This is a genomic window from Novosphingobium sp. DS6-6, assembly GCF_057784975.1.
The window spans coordinates 291325-307228 of sequence record NZ_JBYNTS010000001.1 but is presented as its reverse complement, the minus strand read 5'-3'; the positions used below and the strand labels follow the sequence as shown (position 1 = coordinate 307228).

Below are 15904 nucleotides of genomic sequence, written 5' to 3'. Positions count from 1 at the left end.
AGCGATGATGCTGGGCGGAATGCAGGACTGGCCGCTGCGCGTTGGCCGGCTGATCGACCATGCCGCGCGACAGCACGGGCAACGGGCCATTATCAGCCGCTGGGCCGATGGCAGCGAAACGGAAACCACCTGGCAGGGCGTGCATCACGATGCGCGCCGTCTGGCCGCCGCGTTGTCTCGCATTGGGGTCAACCCCGGCGATCGCGTGGCCACGCTGGCGATGAACCATGCGCGTCATCTGGTGGCCTGGTACGGGGCGTGCGGCGCGGGAGCGGTGCTGCATACGATAAACCCCCGCCTGTTCGACGATCAACTGGCGTTCATCGTCAACCATGCGCAGGACCGCGTCTTGCTGTTCGACGCGGTCTTCGCGCCTCTGGTGGAGCGCATGAAGCCGCAATGGCCATCGATCGAACACTACATCTGCTTTGACAGCGGCGTGCCCGCGCCCGCGTTCGAGAACTGGATCGGCAGCGAAGTGGCCGACTGGCTGGAAGGTGACGAGCGCGAAGCCTGCATGTTGAGCTATACCAGCGGCACGACGGGCAACCCCAAAGGCGTGCTCTATTCGCACCGGTCCACCGTGCTGCATGCGATGGCCGTGTTGCAGCCCGAGGTTTTCGGCATGGAAAGCCGCACCGTGGCCCTGCCGGTGGTGCCGATGTTCCATGCCGCATGCTGGGGCCTGCCCTGGGCGGCGGCAAGCGTGGGGGCCAAGCTGGTGCTTTCCGCCGTGGCCGACCCTGCCGTGCTGTGCGATCTGATCGACCGCCACGGCGTAACCGCGATGGCTGGGGTGCCGACCGTGTGGCTGGCCGTGGCGCAGCATGTCGACATCACGGCCGATGGCGCTTTCCCGCCTTCGCTCAAGGACGTGCTGTGCGGCGGATCGGCCCTGCCGCGCGTGCTGGTGGAGCGCTTCATGACCGCCGGCCTGCGCGTCAACCACGCCTGGGGCATGACCGAGACATCGCCGGTGGGCACGGCCGGGGGCGAGCCGTGGAACTGGAACGATCTGGATTTTCTTGCCCGGGTCGATCTCAAGGTCAAGCAGGGGCGCCCACCCTTTGGCGTGGACATGCGCTGCGTCGATCTGGCCGACCCTGCGCGCGTGCTGCCCACCGATGGCACGACGGCAGGTGCCTTGCAGGTGCGCGGGCCCTGGGTCATCCAGCGCTATTACCGGGCCGACGCCGACACGGTGGACGCGCAGGGCTGGTTCGACACCGGCGATGTGGCAATCCTTCACCCCGACGGCACCATGCAGATCACCGATCGGACCAAGGACGTCATCAAATCCGGTGGCGAATGGATCAGCTCGGTGGAACTGGAAAACGCCGCCATGGGCCATCCCGCCGTGGCCGAAGCGGCGGCAATCGGCGTTGCCCACCCCAAGTGGGGAGAACGCCCGCTGCTCGCCATCGTTCTGAAGCCCGGGCAGGCCGCCGGCGTGCAGGACCTGCGCGATCATCTTGCCGCGCATGTCGCCCGCTGGTGGTTGCCCGATGCGGTGATTTTCCTCGAAAAGCTGCCGCACACGGCCACGGGCAAAGTTTCGAAGAAGGATTTGCGGCAACAATTTCATGGATTTTCGTGGGATCAGGCGTAAACTTTGCCCATCGAAAAAGGGGGGAGATGCGCGATGATCGTTACGACCACGGAGAACATCGCCGGCCACGAGGTGGTCGAAAGCCTGGGGCAGGTCTTTGGTGTCGTCGTGCGCAGCCGGGGCCTTGCCGGCAATATCGTGGCCGGCTTGCGCACGATCATCGGCGGGGAAATCAAGGAATATTCGGCGCTGGTGGAAGACACGCGGCGCCATGCGATCGACCGGCTGGTGATGAATGCCCGGCTGATGGGGGCGGATGCGGTGGTGATGATGCGCTTCGATTCGGGCGCCATCGGCCAGACCATGAACGAAGTGGTCGCCTATGGCACGGCCGTAAAGCTGGCCCGGCCATGAGTGGCGCGGCCCGTGGTGCCGCGCTGATCGTTGCCGGCCTGATCGCCGCCGCGGGGCTGGCCCTGCATTACCATTCCGAAAGCGGGTGGGGGCTGATCGGCCTCGGCGCGGTAATCGCGCTCGCCACGCTGTTCGACACCCGCTATCGGGCGCGCCAGCCCGAAGGGGACGTACGATGGCAACGCACCGGCGAATGCGAGGTGGACGTGGAGACCGGCGCTGTCGTGGAAGTCTGGTACGATCCGGTCACCGGCGCGCGCAAGTACGAACCCGTGGCCGATTGAGCGGCGGGTGAAGCGCGGACGGCCACCGGCCTGGCCCCGTGCTTATAACAGGTGCATCTGGCCATCGCGCGATGGGGGGCGGAACTGGCTGCAATCAAGGTCTGGCTTGTCCTGCGGGATGCCGGCACGGCGCAGCGCGATGCGGAAGCGGTTGCGCACCAGGTCTGCCCACACGCCGTCGGGCTTCATCCGCGTGTGGAAACTGGCCTCGTAATCCTTGCCGCCCCGCATCGATTGCACCGTATGCATCACTTTGGCCGCGCGATCGGGGAAATGGACATCAAGCCATTCACGGAACAGCGGCGCCACCTCGTGTGGCAGGCGCAGCATGACCCAGCTTGCCGAGCAGACCCCACGCGCGCCGGCTTCCATCAGGATCTCTTCGAGACAGGCATCGGTGACCGCCGGAATGATGGGTGATACCCCGACATGTGCGGGAATGCCCGCCTCTGCCAGCCTGCCCAGTGCCGCCAGGCGCTTGGCCGGGCTTGAGGCGCGCGGTTCGAGCAGGCCCGACAGGCGCGGATCGAGGCTGGTGATCGAGATGCCCACCGCCACCAGCCGGCGCGCGGCCAACTGGCGCAGCAGATCGAGATCGTCGAGCACGCGGGCAGACTTGGTCGTGACCGTCACCGGATGGCCCACTTCGAGGCACAGTTCCAGCACCTGGCGCGTGATGCGATAGTCCCGCTCGATCGGCTGATAGGGATCGGTGTTGGTGCCCAGCGCCAGCGGCCGGGGGCTGTAGCCGCGCCTGGCAAACGCGGCGCGCAGGAGCGCGGCGGCTTGCGGCTTTGCAAACAGCTTCGTCTCGAAATCCAGACCTGGCGACAGATCGTGATAGGCGTGCGTCGGCCGCGCATAGCAATAGATGCAGCCATGCTCGCAACCGCGATAGGCGTTGAGCGAACGGTCGAAGGGAATGTCGGGCGAGGCGTTGAACGTAAGGATGGTTTTGGGGAATTCCTGTGTCACCGTGGTGCGCAGGCGCGCAGGCTCCCCATTGATGCTGACAGCCATGTCACGCCAATCGCCATCGGCCTCGCGCTGCGCCAGCCCGAAACGCGTTGGCACTGCGCCGGATTGCGCGCCCCTGCCTTTGATCGGTTCCATGGCCGGAACATATCAAGAACATGATTGCTTGGGAAGCAGATCGTCGTCTTGTTGGAGAGGAAGCGCTACCGTTCCAGCAGTCTCGGCATCAGCTCCACGAAATTGCACGGGCGGTTGCGGCTGTCGAGCTGTTCGGCAAGGATTCCATCCCAGCCGTCTTTCACCGCGCCGTTTGAGCCGGGAAGGGCGAAGATATAGGTGCCACGGGCCACCACGGCGCAGGCGCGGGACTGGATCGTGCTGGTGCCGATAGTCTTGTAGCTAAGCCAGCGGAACAGCTCGCCAAATCCCGGAATATCGCGCGTCTTGACGCGGTCCAGCGCTTCGGGCGTGACATCGCGGCCGGTAAGGCCCGTGCCGCCGGTGATCACCACGGCATCGATAGCGGTATCGTCGATCCAGCCATTCAGCCGCGCGGCGATGCGGTCGGCATCGTCCTTGTCGATCGCACGGGCCGCCAGCGTGTGGCCGGCATCGCGGATGCGCTGGGCAAGGATGTCGCCAGAGGTGTCGTCTTCCGGCCCGCGCGTGTCGGAAACGGTCAGCAGAGCGATCGCGATCGGCTTGAAAGCGCGGGATGGGTCGATCGCCATGATCAGTTGCCGTTTATGGCCACGCGCACGTTATCCGCCCCGGAAAGGCCGGGAAACCTGGGCCACAGGCCCTGGACCAGCCCGACGCGGCTGTCCGAAGTGCCGCCGGCCTGGCGTTCGTACATCCAGTAATTGCGCATGACGGCCGCCACATAGCCCCGGGTTTCCCAGTAGGGGATCGATTCCATCCACAGCAGCGGGTCGCCCTGGTCCTTCACCTCGGTGTTCCACCGCGCCACCGGCATCGGCCCGGCGTTGTAGGCGGCAATGACTTTGGGCAGCAGGCCGCCCGTCGCCCCATTGTCGCGCAGACGGGTGAGGTAGGTCTGCCCGAAGGCAAGGTTCACGTCGGGCAGATCGAGCTGGCTGTCGCGCCCCTGCATCACCGGGTCCACGCGCGCCATGTCGCGCGCCGTGCCGGGCAGAACCTGCATCAGGCCCCTGGCGCCGGCCGGGCTGGTGACAGCCGTGCGAAAATTCGATTCCTGCAGCGAGTGGGCAAACAGCAGCGCCGGATCGACTTTCCAGCCATTGGCCGGAACCCACTTGGGCGCCGGAAACCGTGCGGCTTCGTCGGCCCGGGCGCCGGGCGGGGCGTTGTAGGCCATCCACAACTGCGTTGTCGGCAGGCCCAGATCGCGGGCCAGGCGGGAAAGCGGAGCATACTGGCCGGGCGAGCCGATCCGCGCCTGATAGCGCAGCATATCGTCGGCCAGGCCATCGGCGCCGATTTCCGCCAGTTGCACGGCGACGCGCACATTGTTGAGATCGCGCAGGGCCTGCCAGTCGCTGGTCGAAAAATCGGGCGTGGCGGGGGGCGTCGCGCTGCGCAGACCGAGCGCCTCTGCCGCCATCATGCCATAAAGCGTATCGCCGTTGCGCGCGGCGGAACGAAGCAGGCCAGCCACCTTTTCCGGCTGTCGGCAGCGCACCGCGGCACGGCTGGCCCAGTAATATCCCGCCGAAACGAGTTCGGGGTTGGTGCCCTGCCTTGCCGCCTGGGCAAAGGCATCGGCGGCGGCCATGCAATCATCCATCCGCCAGGCTGCAAGGCCTGCCGTCCACAGGGCTTCGGCCACCCACGGGCCTGATCCGCTCTGCGCAGCGGACAAGGCGACGAGCCGCGCATTGGCATCGTCGTTTTCGATGTAGAAGCCCCAGCCGACCTTCTGCCGCCATTCGGCGCGGGCTTCGGGCGAAAGGGCCGCATCGATGCCGTCGAGCAGCACGCGGGCGCCCAACGGATCATCCGCCTTGATGCGATCCTGAATCGCCTGGGCCACCGTATCGGGCATCGTGCCATCGGCAATGCTGCGTGGCCGGGTGCGGCGCGGGGTTGCAGGCAAGGCGGCCAACGATTGCGCGCTGGGAGCGACCGGCAGGGCGACCGCGCCGCGCTTGAGCGCGAGGCGGCCGAGCTGATCGGCCCAAGGCAGATCGGGCGCCCGCGACAGGAGATCGGTAAGAGAGGCAAGATCGGCTTTGGGGGAGGTGGCGGCAAGATAGAATTGTGCACGGGCCACGGCATGGAGCGGGCCATCGCTGCGCTGGGACAGCATGGCCTGGACATTGACCCAGTCCTGCCGTTCGATCGCGGCGAAAAGCCGCGTGTAATAAGTGCGGTCTTCCTGGTTGAGCAGGGTAGGCACGGCCGTGCGATCGGCCCGCGTGCGGAAGTATTCCACTGCCGCGCTGCTGGCATGAGCCGGCGTGGCGAGGCTCGCCACAGTCATGCCATAGACGCAGGCGGTTGCCAGCACCGGCCGGCAAGCGCGATAGAAGCGCCGGATTATCACGTCTGATCTGTTCCCGTCCATTCGAGCAAGCGGTTCCACAACGCGGCCTTGTGCGCCGGACGAGCCATAAGCGCGGCAAGATCGTATGCGAAAACCGCCGGTACGCTTCCAGCGTCATGGTAAAGCTCTCGTAAATCGGCAGCGTTTTTCGGCGAATCGTGGCTGATAAGCGTTGAAACGCCGTTCTGGCCCAGCACCAGCACGCGTTGCGGCGCAGCCAGCGCCACATGGTGCGCCAAGAGCGCGCCCATGCCCTCGTTCCGCAATTGCGTCCAATCGGGCAAGGGCACGTGCATCGGCAGGGCTGCCGCCAGATAGACGGCGCCGCGATCCAGGCCGAGCGCGGCCAGAATACCGTCGACCAGCCGGCCGCCGCGCCCGGTCAGCAATCCTTGCCCGTCGTCGTCCTCGGGCATGGGCAGCAGGACCATCAGCGGCGCGGCAGCCGGGCCGGACGGCGCGATGCGGCGCGGCGCGGGGAACGGCAGCGTGGGCGTTTCCATCCACCAGTGCGCGAAAGCGTCGAGCGTTTGCGGCCAGTCTTGCGCCGGGCCGCCCATGGCTGGCGGCGGAAGCCGTTGGGCAGCGGGCGATGCGGTGGCCCTGGCCTTGGCATGGGTATCGCCGGCAACCTGGCGCCCGCGATCGCGCCATGGCTGTGGCGCATCGGCAAAGACACCGTCCACTCCCGCGTCGCTCCACCAGTCGAACGCGGCTTCCACCAGCGCGGCAAGAGAGGGACCTGGCGACGGGCTCATGCGCCTGCCCGGTGAAAAGCGTCTTTTTCGATCGGCGGCGCGTTGTTCATGTGCACCCTATTGACCTTGGGCGCCGCAGCTTTCAAGGCTGCGCGGCATAATCGCGTGATTAACAGCCCCGCCGCGGCAGGGGCGATGGAGCCGGACGATGAGCGAACGGGAATCGATGCCTTATGATGTGGTGATCGTCGGCGGCGGGCCGGCGGGCCTTGCCGCGTCGATCAGGGTGAAGCAGCTCGATCCCGGTCTTTCGGTCTGCATCCTGGAAAAGGGATCGGAAATCGGTGCCCACATCCTGTCCGGCGCGGTGGTCGATCCCAAGGCGCTGGACGAGCTGCTGCCCGAATGGCGCACGATGGATTGCCCGATGGCGCAAGTGCCGGTGACCGACAACTGGCACTGGGTGCTGAGCAAGACCCGGAAATATGCGCTGCCGCACTGGCCGATGCCGCCGTTCATGTCGAACAAGGGCAATTATACCGGCAGCCTGGGCAACCTGTGTCGCTGGCTGGCCGATCAGGCCGTCGAACTGGGCGTGGAAATCTTTCCCGGCTTCCCCGCCGCGGAAATCCTGTTCAACGAGGCCGGGGCCGTCATCGGCGTCGCCACGGGCGACATGGGCGTGGCAAGGGATGGCAGCCGCAAGCCCGATTACCAGCCCGGCATGGAACTTCATGCCAAGTATACCCTTTTTGCCGAAGGCGCGCGCGGGCACCTGACCAAGCGCCTGAAGCAGCATTACGATCTCGAGCGGGATTGCCAGCCCCAGGTCTATGGCCTGGGCATCAAGGAACTGTGGGAGATCGCGCCCGAAAAGCACGTGCCGGGCCGGGTGATCCACACCCAGGGCTGGCCGCTTTCGGAAAGCGATTCCTGGGGCGGCGGGTTTCTCTATCACCAGGCCGACAACCAGGTTGCCCTGGGCTTCGTCACGGCGCTCGATTACGCCAACCCTTACGTTTATCCGTTCGAGGAATTCCAGCGGTGGAAGCAACACCCGGAAATCCGTGCCATTCTGGAAGGCGGGCGCCGCGTGGCCTATGGCGCGCGGGCGATCAACGAAGGCGGCTGGCAATCGGTGCCGCGCCTGTCGTTCCCGGGCGGAGCGCTGATCGGCTGTTCGGCCGGCTTCGTCAACGTGCCGCGCATCAAGGGCAGTCACACCGCGATGAAAAGCGGGATGCTGGCCGCCGAGGCGATCGTGGCGGCGGCCGCGGCCGGGCGCGAGCATGACGACATGGTGGAATACGATGCCGCCGTGCGCCAAAGCTGGATCGCCAGGGAATTGAAGCTGGTGCAGAACGCGCAGCCGCTCGTTTCGAAATTCGGCGGATCTTGGGGCACGATCTTTGCCGGGGCCGACATGTGGGCACGGGTGCTCAGGATCAATCCGATCAAGGGCCTGGCCCATCACTCCGATGCCGAGGCGACCCAGCGCGCCGATCTTTACCGGCCGATCGCCTATCCCAAGCCCGATGGCGTGATCAGTTTCGACCGGCTGACCAGCGTGTCCTTCTCGTATACCAATCACGAGGAAGACCAGCCGTGCCATCTGGTGTTGAAAGATCCCGAAGTGCCGACGCGCGTCAACCTGCCGCTCTATGCCGGGCCCGAGGCACGCTATTGCCCGGCCGGGGTCTATGAGTTCGTGGGTCTCGAGGAAGGCACGCCGCGCCTGCAGATCAACGCGCAGAACTGTGTGCATTGCAAGACATGCGACATCAAGGACAAGACCCAGAATATCGACTGGGTTACGCCCGAAGGCGGCGGCGGGCCCAATTATCCCAATATGTAACGGCGGTTTGTTCGCATCATGCGCGAAACGGCCTATGCCAAGATCAACCTGGCACTGCACGTGCGCACGCGGCGGCCGGACGGCTACCACACGCTTGAAACCGCGTTCGCTTTCGTCGACGTGGGGGACGAACTGGCGGTAAGGCCGGCGCCGCAGGACAGCCTGCGGATAACGGGTGCGTTCGGTAACGATCTGGCCGATCCGCCTGGAAATATCGTGTCTCGCGCGCTGACCGCGCTGCCGCGCAGCCGGGGCTGGGCCGTCACGCTCGAAAAGCGCTTGCCGGTGGCCGCGGGCCTGGGCGGGGGCTCGGCCGACGCGGGGGCCGTGTTCCGGCTGGTGGATCGGGCGCAGGGTCTGCCCGAAGACTGGCACGCCCGCGCCGCCGCGCTGGGTGCCGATGTTCCGGCCTGCGTGGCGAGCCGCGCCTGCATCGGGCGCGGCACGGGAACGGAGCTTGACGCGGTGGGCAACGATCTGGCGGGCTGCCCGGTGTTGCTGGTCAATCCACGCATTGCCTTGTCCACCGGACCCGTGTTCACGGGATGGGACGGTGTGGATCGCGGGCCTCTGCCAGCCGGAAACCTGCGGGCGATTGCCGGCGAAGGGCGCAATGACCTGGAAGCGCCGGCACGGTGCCTGGTGCCGCAGATTGGCGACGTGCTGGCGGCATTGCGCCAGACGGGCGCGTGGCTGGTGCGCATGTCCGGCTCGGGCGCGACCTGCTTTGCGCTTTATGACGATGCCACGCTGCGCGATCGCGCGCTGGCGGCCATGCCCCGCGACTGGTGGACGCTGGCCGGGGCTTTGCGATGAGCGAGGAGGCCTGGATGGTGCTGGGCACACCCGTTGCCGGCGGGGTGCTGATCGTGTCCGATCATGCTTCTGCCCACGTGCCGGCCGATATCGATCTGGGCATCGATCCGGCCTTGCTCGCACAGCACGTGGCCATCGACATCGGTGTGGCGGCAATCGGCGCCCTCTTGGCCCGCAAGCCCGGCGTGGCTGCCTTTCTGGGCGGCGTGAGCCGCCTGGTATGCGATTTCAACCGTAGCGAAGAGGCCCCGGGGGTCGTCCCCGTGGCGAGCGATGGCCATGCCATTCCGGGCAATGACCTTGACGAGGCCGGGCGGGAAGCGCGGCTGGCGCGGTTCTTTCGCCCCTATCATGCTGCGCTGGATCGGCTTCTGGCCGCTTATGAACCAGCACTTATTCTTTCACTGCACAGCTTTACGCCCCGTCTTTCGAGTGATCCCGCACAAGCCCGCCCCTGGCATGTTGGCGTTCTGTACAACGAAGATGCCCGTGCGGCCCGTCTGGCGCTGGATTGGCTCCATGCCGAGCCCGATCTGTGCGTGGGCGATCAGCAACCTTATTCGGGGCGCCTGCTCAATGCGACGATGAACCGTCATGCCGAAGCGCGGGGCCGGCCCTATCTGGGCCTGGAATTGCGCCAGGATCTGATCGCCGATGCCGCCGGGCAGGCGCAGTGGGCCGATCGGCTCGCGCATCTTTTGCCCGTATTGCTGGCCGGCCTCGCGCAAAAGTCGCAAACGTAACCTTGGACGCGTGCCGCGTGGTGGAGTAGTGGGATCGCCTCGTGCTTTGCGCGTGCCCGCGCGGCGCCCGAACTTCGCACCCCTGGAGACCCGCAAATGCCCGCCTATCGTTCCCGCACTTCAACCCACGGCCGCAACATGGCTGGCGCGCGTGCGCTGTGGCGCGCGACGGGCATGAAGGACGGCGATTTCGGCAAGCCGATCGTCGCGGTGGTCAATTCCTTCACGCAGTTCGTGCCAGGGCACGTTCACCTCAAGGACCTTGGCCAGATGGTCGCGCGCGAGATCGAGGCCGCCGGGGGTGTAGCCAAGGAATTCAATACTATAGCTGTGGATGATGGTATCGCCATGGGCCATGACGGCATGCTTTATTCGCTGCCCAGCCGCGATTTGATCGCCGACAGCGTCGAATACATGGTCAACGCCCATTGCGCCGATGCCATGGTCTGCATTTCCAACTGCGACAAGATCACCCCCGGCATGCTGATGGCCGCGATGCGGATCAACATTCCGGTCGTGTTCGTTTCGGGCGGCCCGATGGAGGCCGGCAAAGTGGTGCTGCGCGGCAAGGAGCATGCGCTCGATCTGGTCGATGCCATGGTCGTGGCCGCCGACGACAATTACAGCGACGAGGAAGTGGCCGATATCGAACGCTCGGCCTGCCCGACCTGCGGTTCGTGCTCGGGCATGTTCACGGCCAATTCGATGAACTGCCTGACCGAGGCGCTGGGCCTGTCGCTGCCGGGCAATGGATCGACTCTCGCCACGCATGCCGACCGGCAGCGGCTTTTCCTGGAGGCCGGACGCCTGGTGATGGACCTGTGCAAGCGCTATTACGAAGAGGGCGACGAGAGCGCCCTGCCGCGCTCCATCGCCAACTTCCGCGCGTTCGAAAACGCCATGAGCCTGGATATCGCCATGGGCGGTTCGACCAACACCGTGCTGCACCTGCTTGCCGCCGCGCAGGAAGCGGGCGTGGATTTCACCATGGCCGATATCGACCGCCTGTCCCGCCGCGTGCCGGTGCTTTCCAAAGTGGCGCCTGCCAAGAACGACGTGCACATGGAAGACGTTCACCGCGCCGGCGGCATCATGGCGATCCTGGGCGAGCTGGATCGGGCCGGCCTGCTGCACACCGATACGCCTACCGTGCACAGCCGCACGCTGGGCGAGGCTCTGGCCCATTGGGACATCGCGCAGAGCGACGCGCCTTCGGTTCGCGAATTCTATCGCGCCGCGCCTGGTGGCGTGCCCACGCAGACCGCGTTCAGCCAGAGCCGCCGCTGGGCGGAACTGGATCTCGATCGCGAAAAGGGCGTGATCCGGAGCGCTGCCCACGCGTTCAGCCAGGATGGCGGCCTTGCCGTTCTGACCGGCAACATCGCCCGTGACGGCTGCATCGTGAAGACCGCTGGCGTGGACGAAAGCATCCTGACGTTCACGGGGCCGGCCAAGGTCTATGAAAGCCAGGATGCCGCGGTTACCGCCATCCTTACCGGCCAGGTGGTGGAAGGCGACGTGGTGCTGATCCGCTATGAAGGGCCCAAGGGCGGGCCGGGCATGCAGGAAATGCTCTATCCCACCAGCTATCTGAAATCCAAGGGGCTGGGCAAGGCCTGCGCGCTGGTGACCGACGGGCGCTTTTCGGGGGGCAGTTCGGGCCTTTCCATCGGCCATATCTCACCCGAGGCGGCAGAGGGCGGCGATATCGGCCTGGTGGAAAGCGGGGACATGATTGCGATAGACATTCCCCGCCGCACGATCGACGTGCAGGTGCCGGCCGAGGAATTGGCGCGTCGTCGCGCCGCGATGGAAGCCAGGGGTGCCGACGCGTGGCAGCCGGCCAAACCCCGCGCGCGCCGGGTCTCGGTCGCGCTTCAGGCCTATGCCGCGATGACCACGAGCGCTTCGCGCGGGGCGGTGCGCGATCTTTCGCAATTGAAGCGGGGCTGATGCGTCGGGCCGGCGCCCTGTTGCCGCTCGCGGCGCTGGCGGCCTGCGGAAGAGGCGCCCCGGAAACGCCCATGGTGACGATCGACTGCGCGACCGACGACGATACCGCCTTTGCGCATGGCTGCAAAGTGGAGCCGGCGACCGAGGGCGCGCGGCGCCTGCTGGTGGTGCATCATCCCGGTGGCGGATTTCGGCGCCTGCTCAAAGTGGATGACGGGCGCGGCGTGGTGGCGGCCGATGGCGTGCTGCCGGCGCGCGTCGCCTGGCTGGCCGACGGGCGCCTGGAAGTGGCCGTTGGAAGCGACCGCTATCGCTTTCCGGCAAAAGTGAAAGCCGATGCCCGGCAGCAACGCTGATCAAGCGCAGGTTTTGACCGTCGCGCAGATGCGCGCGGCGGAGCATGCCCTGATCACCGCCGGCAGCGGGGTTGACGCGCTGATGGAGCGAGCCGGGCGCGGCGCAGGGGAATGGGTGCGCCGCGTGGCGGCCGGACGGCGCGTGACCGTGCTGTGCGGGCCAGGCAACAACGGCGGCGATGGCTATGTCATCGCACGCTATCTGGCCGAAGCGGGCCTGCCCGTGCAGGTGGTGGCACACAGCGCACCGCGAACCGACGCGGCGCAGCGTGCGTACAGTCTCTATGCCGGGCCGATTGGCGACGGGGCGGCGCGGCCTGATGGCGGCGTGCTGGTCGATTGCCTGTTCGGCAGCGGCCTGACCCGGCCTTTGCAACCCGATGCGCTGGCTGTGCTGAACGGGCTGGCGGCAACGCACCCCTATCGCATCGCGGTGGACGTGCCGAGTGGGGTGGACAGCGACAGTGGCGCTTGCCTGAACGAAGGCCTGCCGGATTGGCACCTCACGCTGGCGCTTGGCGCGTGGAAGCATGCCCATTTCGCTATGCCGGCGTGCGCCACGATGGGGGCGATGCGGTTGGTGGACATCGGCATCGAGGGCGTGCCCGGCGCGGCACGCGTGCTGGAACGGCCCGTTCTGGCGCCCCCGGCCGCGCACGCGCACAAGTATCGGCGCGGTTTGCTGGGCATCGTGGCGGGCGCCATGCCCGGGGCGGCCCTTCTGGCTGCCAGCGCGGCCCAGCGCGCGGGCGCCGGCTATGTTCAAGTGCTGACCGGTCACCCAGAATTGCCGGGAGTGCCGCCGGAACTGGTGGTGCGCCATGAACCTGTCCACGAGGTGCTGGCCGACGATCGTTTTGCCGCGGTGCTGGTAGGGCCAGGGCTGGGGCGCGACGATGCCGCGCGTGAACGCCTGGCCGCCGCGCTGGCAGCGGCACTCGCAGCGGGCCGGCCGCTGGTGATCGATGCCGATGCGCTGGTCTTGCTGGTGCCGGGCCAACTGCGGGAAGGAACGACGGTTTTGACGCCGCACGAGGGAGAGATGCAGGCACTGGAGCGACGTTTCGGGCTTTCGGGCCAAGCGAGTCGCCCCGCGCGCGCCGTGGCGCTGGCCCGGGTTACCGGCGCCGTCGTCGTGTTCAAAGGGCCCGATAGCCTGATCGCGGCGCCAGATGGCAGCGTGACAGTGGCGCCGCGCCCGCCGTCGTGGCTGTCCGTGGCGGGAAGCGGCGACGTGCTGGCGGGCGCGGTGGCAAGCCGCCTTGCCGTGTCGCGCGATCCCCTGCGTGCCGCACGCGAAGGGTTGTGGCTGCATGGCGAGGCCGCCCGACTTGCAGGGCCTGCTTTCACCAGCGGCGAACTGGCCCATGCCGTGACGGGCGCCGTGCAACGGGCGCTGGCATGACGGGGTCCCCGATCGTGCGCGTTGCCGCCAAGGGCGAGGGGGCTACGGCCGACGGGCGCTATGTCCCCCTGTCGGCCCCCGGCGATGTCCTCGAAGCCGACGGCACGCTTACCCACGGGCCTGATCACGTCGATCCGCCTTGCCGCCATTTCCCGGCCTGCGGGGGATGCCAGTTGCAGCACTTGTCCGAACACGCCTTGCGCGCCTATGTTGAAGAGCGGGTGCGCGGCGCGGCTCGTGGACAGGGCCTCGATCCCGGTGCGCCGGCACCGGCCCATCTTTCGCACCCGCGCACCCGCCGTCGTGCCACCCTGCATGCGCAGGCGATCGGCCGCCGGGTGGTTTTGGGCTTTCGTGAAAGCGGCAGCCACAAGATCGTCGACATGCGCGAATGCCATGTGATCGCTCCCGCGCTTTTCGCCCTGGTGGCGCCGTTGCGCGGCCTGCTGGAAAGCTGGCAGGACCGCAAGCTGGCCGTGGACGTGACCATGACCCTTGCCGATCAGGGCATCGCACTGGGCTTTTCCGGGCTGGCGGCCGACAGCCTGGCACGCACCGAAGCATTGCTCGACTTTGCCCGCGCGCACCGGCTGGCGCGGCTGGCACTGGACAGCGGCTATGGTCCGGAAACCCTGTGGGAGCCCGATCCGACGACGATAACCCTGGGCGGGACGGCCGTAAGCCTGCCGGTCGATGCGTTTCTGCAGGCGACGGCCGACGGCGAGGCGGCATTGCTGGCCGCGGCGCGCGAATGGCTGGGCGGAGCCGCAACGGTGGCCGACCTTTTTGCCGGGCTGGGCACTTTCGCGTTCGGGCTGGCCGGACCCGGCACCAAGGTGCTGGCGGTGGAGGCTGCACGCGAGGCGCATCTCGCCTGCCAGGCGGCGGCGCGGATGCAGGGGCGCCCGGTTCACGCGCTGCATCGCGATCTGTTCCGCAATCCTCTGCGCCCCGAAGAGCTTGATCGCTTTGCCGCCGTGCTGCTGGATCCGCCACGGGCCGGCGCGCGCGAACAGGTGGCCCAGATCGCCGCATCGACCGTGGGACGCGTGGTCTATGTCAGCTGCAATCCGGCCAGCTGGGCGCGCGATGCAGCCACGCTGACAGCCGGGGGTTATCGCCTTGCCGCGCTCAAGGCGGTGGGACAGTTTCGCTGGTCCACCCATGTCGAGCTTGCCAGCCTGTTCGTGCGCGGGGGCTGAGCCGGGTTATCGGCCGCTCAAGGCCAGCGTCGCCGCGCGCACGGCCAGAGCGCCGAGGCACAGCGTCGACAGGCCAAACAGCGACAGGCGCACCGGAATGGTATTGATCCGCGCCTGCCATAGCGAGTGGATCACGCGCAGCAGAACATAAGCCCAGGCCAGCACCACGTCCGCCCGCCCGGCACCCAGCACGGCGAGGATCAGCGACACGGCGTAGAACAGCGTGGGCTGCTCCATCAAGTGGCTGTAATTGTGCGAGGGCCAGACGGCATGTGGCGGCAGGATGCGGTCGAGATCCTGGCCCCGCCCACCCGGCGTCAACTTGGGTGGATTGCCCATGCGCTTGACGGCCACGGCACGGCCGACGGCCAGCCATACCAGCATCGCCAGCGACCATAGCACCAACACGGCAGCGGGCGCGAGCATTGGCGCGTGCATTGCGTTCCTTTCCTTCCCGGCAATGCCGGTTGGATTAGCGCGGCCGGCTCAGCACCACCAGGCGATAATATCCAAACCGTCCGGTGTGCACCGTGCACGACAGACCGGCATGGGCCGCAAGAGCCTGGCAGACTTCTGCAAGATCGACGCGGGGCGAAACGTGGAACCGGGCGAGCCAGGCTTGCAAGGCGCGGCGGAGCGGGCCGGGTAGCCCCTGGGCATCGTGGAAATCGACGATGTGCAACGATCCGCCGGGGGCAAGAAGATCGACCGCGTGGGCGATCGTTTCGCGCCAGGGCGGGATCATCGACAGGGCAAAGGAAATCACCACCCGGTCGAACAGCGCCGTGCCGAGCAGACCAGCCGCATCGAAACCGCTGGCATCGGCAAGAGCAAGGCGCGCCTCATGGCCCAGCCGGGCCGATGCCGCAGTCAGCATTTCGTTGGAGATATCGATGCCGTGCAACCGCATGCCGGGCCAGCGCCGGGCGATCAGTGCGAGATTGCGGCCGGTCCCGCAGCCCAGTTCCAGAACACGCGCGCCGGGCGGCGCGTCAAGCTGGCGGATCAACCGGTCACGACCGAACAGATAGTATTTGCGCGTGGCATCGTAAATGCGCACCTGCCGGCGATAGATCGCGTCCATGAGCGCGGCATGGTCGCGCCCCGAGCCTGGCCCCGGATCTGCC

The 15904-nt window shown here is 67.1% G+C and carries 16 protein-coding genes; 10 read left to right on the top strand and 6 right to left on the bottom strand.

All coding sequences use genetic code 11. The annotated features are described in order from the left end of the window. The first annotated feature begins 7 nt into the window (after positions 1-7). From AC3EDY_RS01440 to AC3EDY_RS01430, 3 genes are read left to right on the top strand one after another with little or no spacing between them, the layout of a single operon-like run. Positions 8-1609 (top strand): long-chain fatty acid--CoA ligase, encoded by a 1602-nt coding sequence (locus AC3EDY_RS01440; protein WP_488570848.1) that lies wholly within the window; start codon positions 8-10, stop codon positions 1607-1609. A gap of 33 nt (positions 1610-1642) precedes the next feature. Continuing rightward, positions 1643-1963, top strand: a complete 321-nt coding sequence (locus tag AC3EDY_RS01435) for a YbjQ family protein (RefSeq protein WP_488570658.1) — start codon at positions 1643-1645, stop codon at positions 1961-1963. Further along, the gene (locus AC3EDY_RS01430) at positions 1960-2247 is read left to right on the top strand and encodes a hypothetical protein (protein WP_488570657.1); all 288 of its coding nucleotides are present in this window, start codon (positions 1960-1962) and stop codon (positions 2245-2247) included. Before AC3EDY_RS01435 ends, AC3EDY_RS01430 begins: the two co-directional genes overlap by 4 nt. A gap of 42 nt (positions 2248-2289) precedes the next feature. On the opposite strand, the gene AC3EDY_RS01425 is transcribed toward AC3EDY_RS01430, so the two are convergent. From AC3EDY_RS01425 to AC3EDY_RS01410, 4 genes are all read right to left on the bottom strand, one after another. Then, a complete protein-coding gene (locus AC3EDY_RS01425) occupies positions 2290-3360 on the bottom strand; it encodes a PA0069 family radical SAM protein (protein WP_488570656.1) in 1071 nt (356 codons plus the stop codon). A 65-nt stretch (positions 3361-3425) separates the two neighbouring features. Further along, positions 3426-3953 (bottom strand): molybdenum cofactor biosynthesis protein B, encoded by a 528-nt coding sequence (gene moaB / locus AC3EDY_RS01420; protein WP_488570655.1) that lies wholly within the window; start codon positions 3951-3953, stop codon positions 3426-3428. 2 nt (positions 3954-3955) lie between these two features. Continuing rightward, positions 3956-5686, bottom strand: coding sequence for a lytic transglycosylase domain-containing protein (locus tag AC3EDY_RS01415; protein ID WP_488570654.1), 1731 nt, complete (start codon positions 5684-5686; stop codon positions 3956-3958). 59 nt (positions 5687-5745) lie between these two features. After that, positions 5746-6507, bottom strand: a complete 762-nt coding sequence (locus AC3EDY_RS01410) for a uracil-DNA glycosylase family protein (RefSeq protein WP_488570653.1) — start codon at positions 6505-6507, stop codon at positions 5746-5748. Positions 6508-6655: 148 nt separating this feature from the next. Between AC3EDY_RS01410 and AC3EDY_RS01405 the strand changes: the two genes are divergently transcribed. The 7 genes from AC3EDY_RS01405 (at position 6656) to AC3EDY_RS01375 (ending at position 14777) form a co-directional block, all read left to right on the top strand. Further along, positions 6656-8302, top strand: a complete 1647-nt coding sequence (locus AC3EDY_RS01405) for an electron transfer flavoprotein-ubiquinone oxidoreductase (RefSeq protein WP_488570652.1) — start codon at positions 6656-6658, stop codon at positions 8300-8302. A gap of 18 nt (positions 8303-8320) precedes the next feature. After that, positions 8321-9118 (top strand): 4-(cytidine 5'-diphospho)-2-C-methyl-D-erythritol kinase, encoded by a 798-nt coding sequence (locus AC3EDY_RS01400; RefSeq protein ID WP_488570651.1) that lies wholly within the window; start codon positions 8321-8323, stop codon positions 9116-9118. Next, the gene (locus tag AC3EDY_RS01395; protein ID WP_488570650.1) at positions 9115-9861 is read left to right on the top strand and encodes an N-formylglutamate amidohydrolase; all 747 of its coding nucleotides are present in this window, start codon (positions 9115-9117) and stop codon (positions 9859-9861) included. The genes AC3EDY_RS01400 and AC3EDY_RS01395 overlap by 4 nt, the downstream gene beginning before the upstream one ends. A 96-nt stretch (positions 9862-9957) precedes the next feature. Continuing rightward, complete coding sequence (gene ilvD / locus AC3EDY_RS01390) at positions 9958-11814, top strand: dihydroxy-acid dehydratase (RefSeq protein ID WP_488570649.1); 1857 nt, start codon at positions 9958-9960, stop codon at positions 11812-11814. Beyond that, positions 11814-12170, top strand: coding sequence for a hypothetical protein (locus tag AC3EDY_RS01385; protein ID WP_488570648.1), 357 nt, complete (start codon positions 11814-11816; stop codon positions 12168-12170). Before ilvD ends, AC3EDY_RS01385 begins: the two co-directional genes overlap by 1 nt. Continuing rightward, positions 12151-13575: an NAD(P)H-hydrate dehydratase gene (locus AC3EDY_RS01380; protein ID WP_488570647.1), complete on the top strand. Its 1425-nt coding sequence runs from the start codon at positions 12151-12153 to the stop codon at positions 13573-13575. Before AC3EDY_RS01385 ends, AC3EDY_RS01380 begins: the two co-directional genes overlap by 20 nt. Further along, positions 13572-14777, top strand: a complete 1206-nt coding sequence (locus AC3EDY_RS01375) for a class I SAM-dependent RNA methyltransferase (RefSeq protein ID WP_488570646.1) — start codon at positions 13572-13574, stop codon at positions 14775-14777. Before AC3EDY_RS01380 ends, AC3EDY_RS01375 begins: the two co-directional genes overlap by 4 nt. Positions 14778-14783: 6 nt before the next feature. On the opposite strand, the gene AC3EDY_RS01370 is transcribed toward AC3EDY_RS01375, so the two are convergent. Beyond that, positions 14784-15203: an MAPEG family protein gene (locus AC3EDY_RS01370; protein ID WP_488570645.1), complete on the bottom strand. Its 420-nt coding sequence runs from the start codon at positions 15201-15203 to the stop codon at positions 14784-14786. A gap of 46 nt (positions 15204-15249) precedes the next feature. Then, on the bottom strand, positions 15250-15861 hold the full coding sequence (locus tag AC3EDY_RS01365) for a class I SAM-dependent methyltransferase (protein WP_488570644.1): 612 nt from the start codon (positions 15859-15861) through the stop codon (positions 15250-15252). Between the last annotated feature and the right edge of the window lie 43 nt (positions 15862-15904).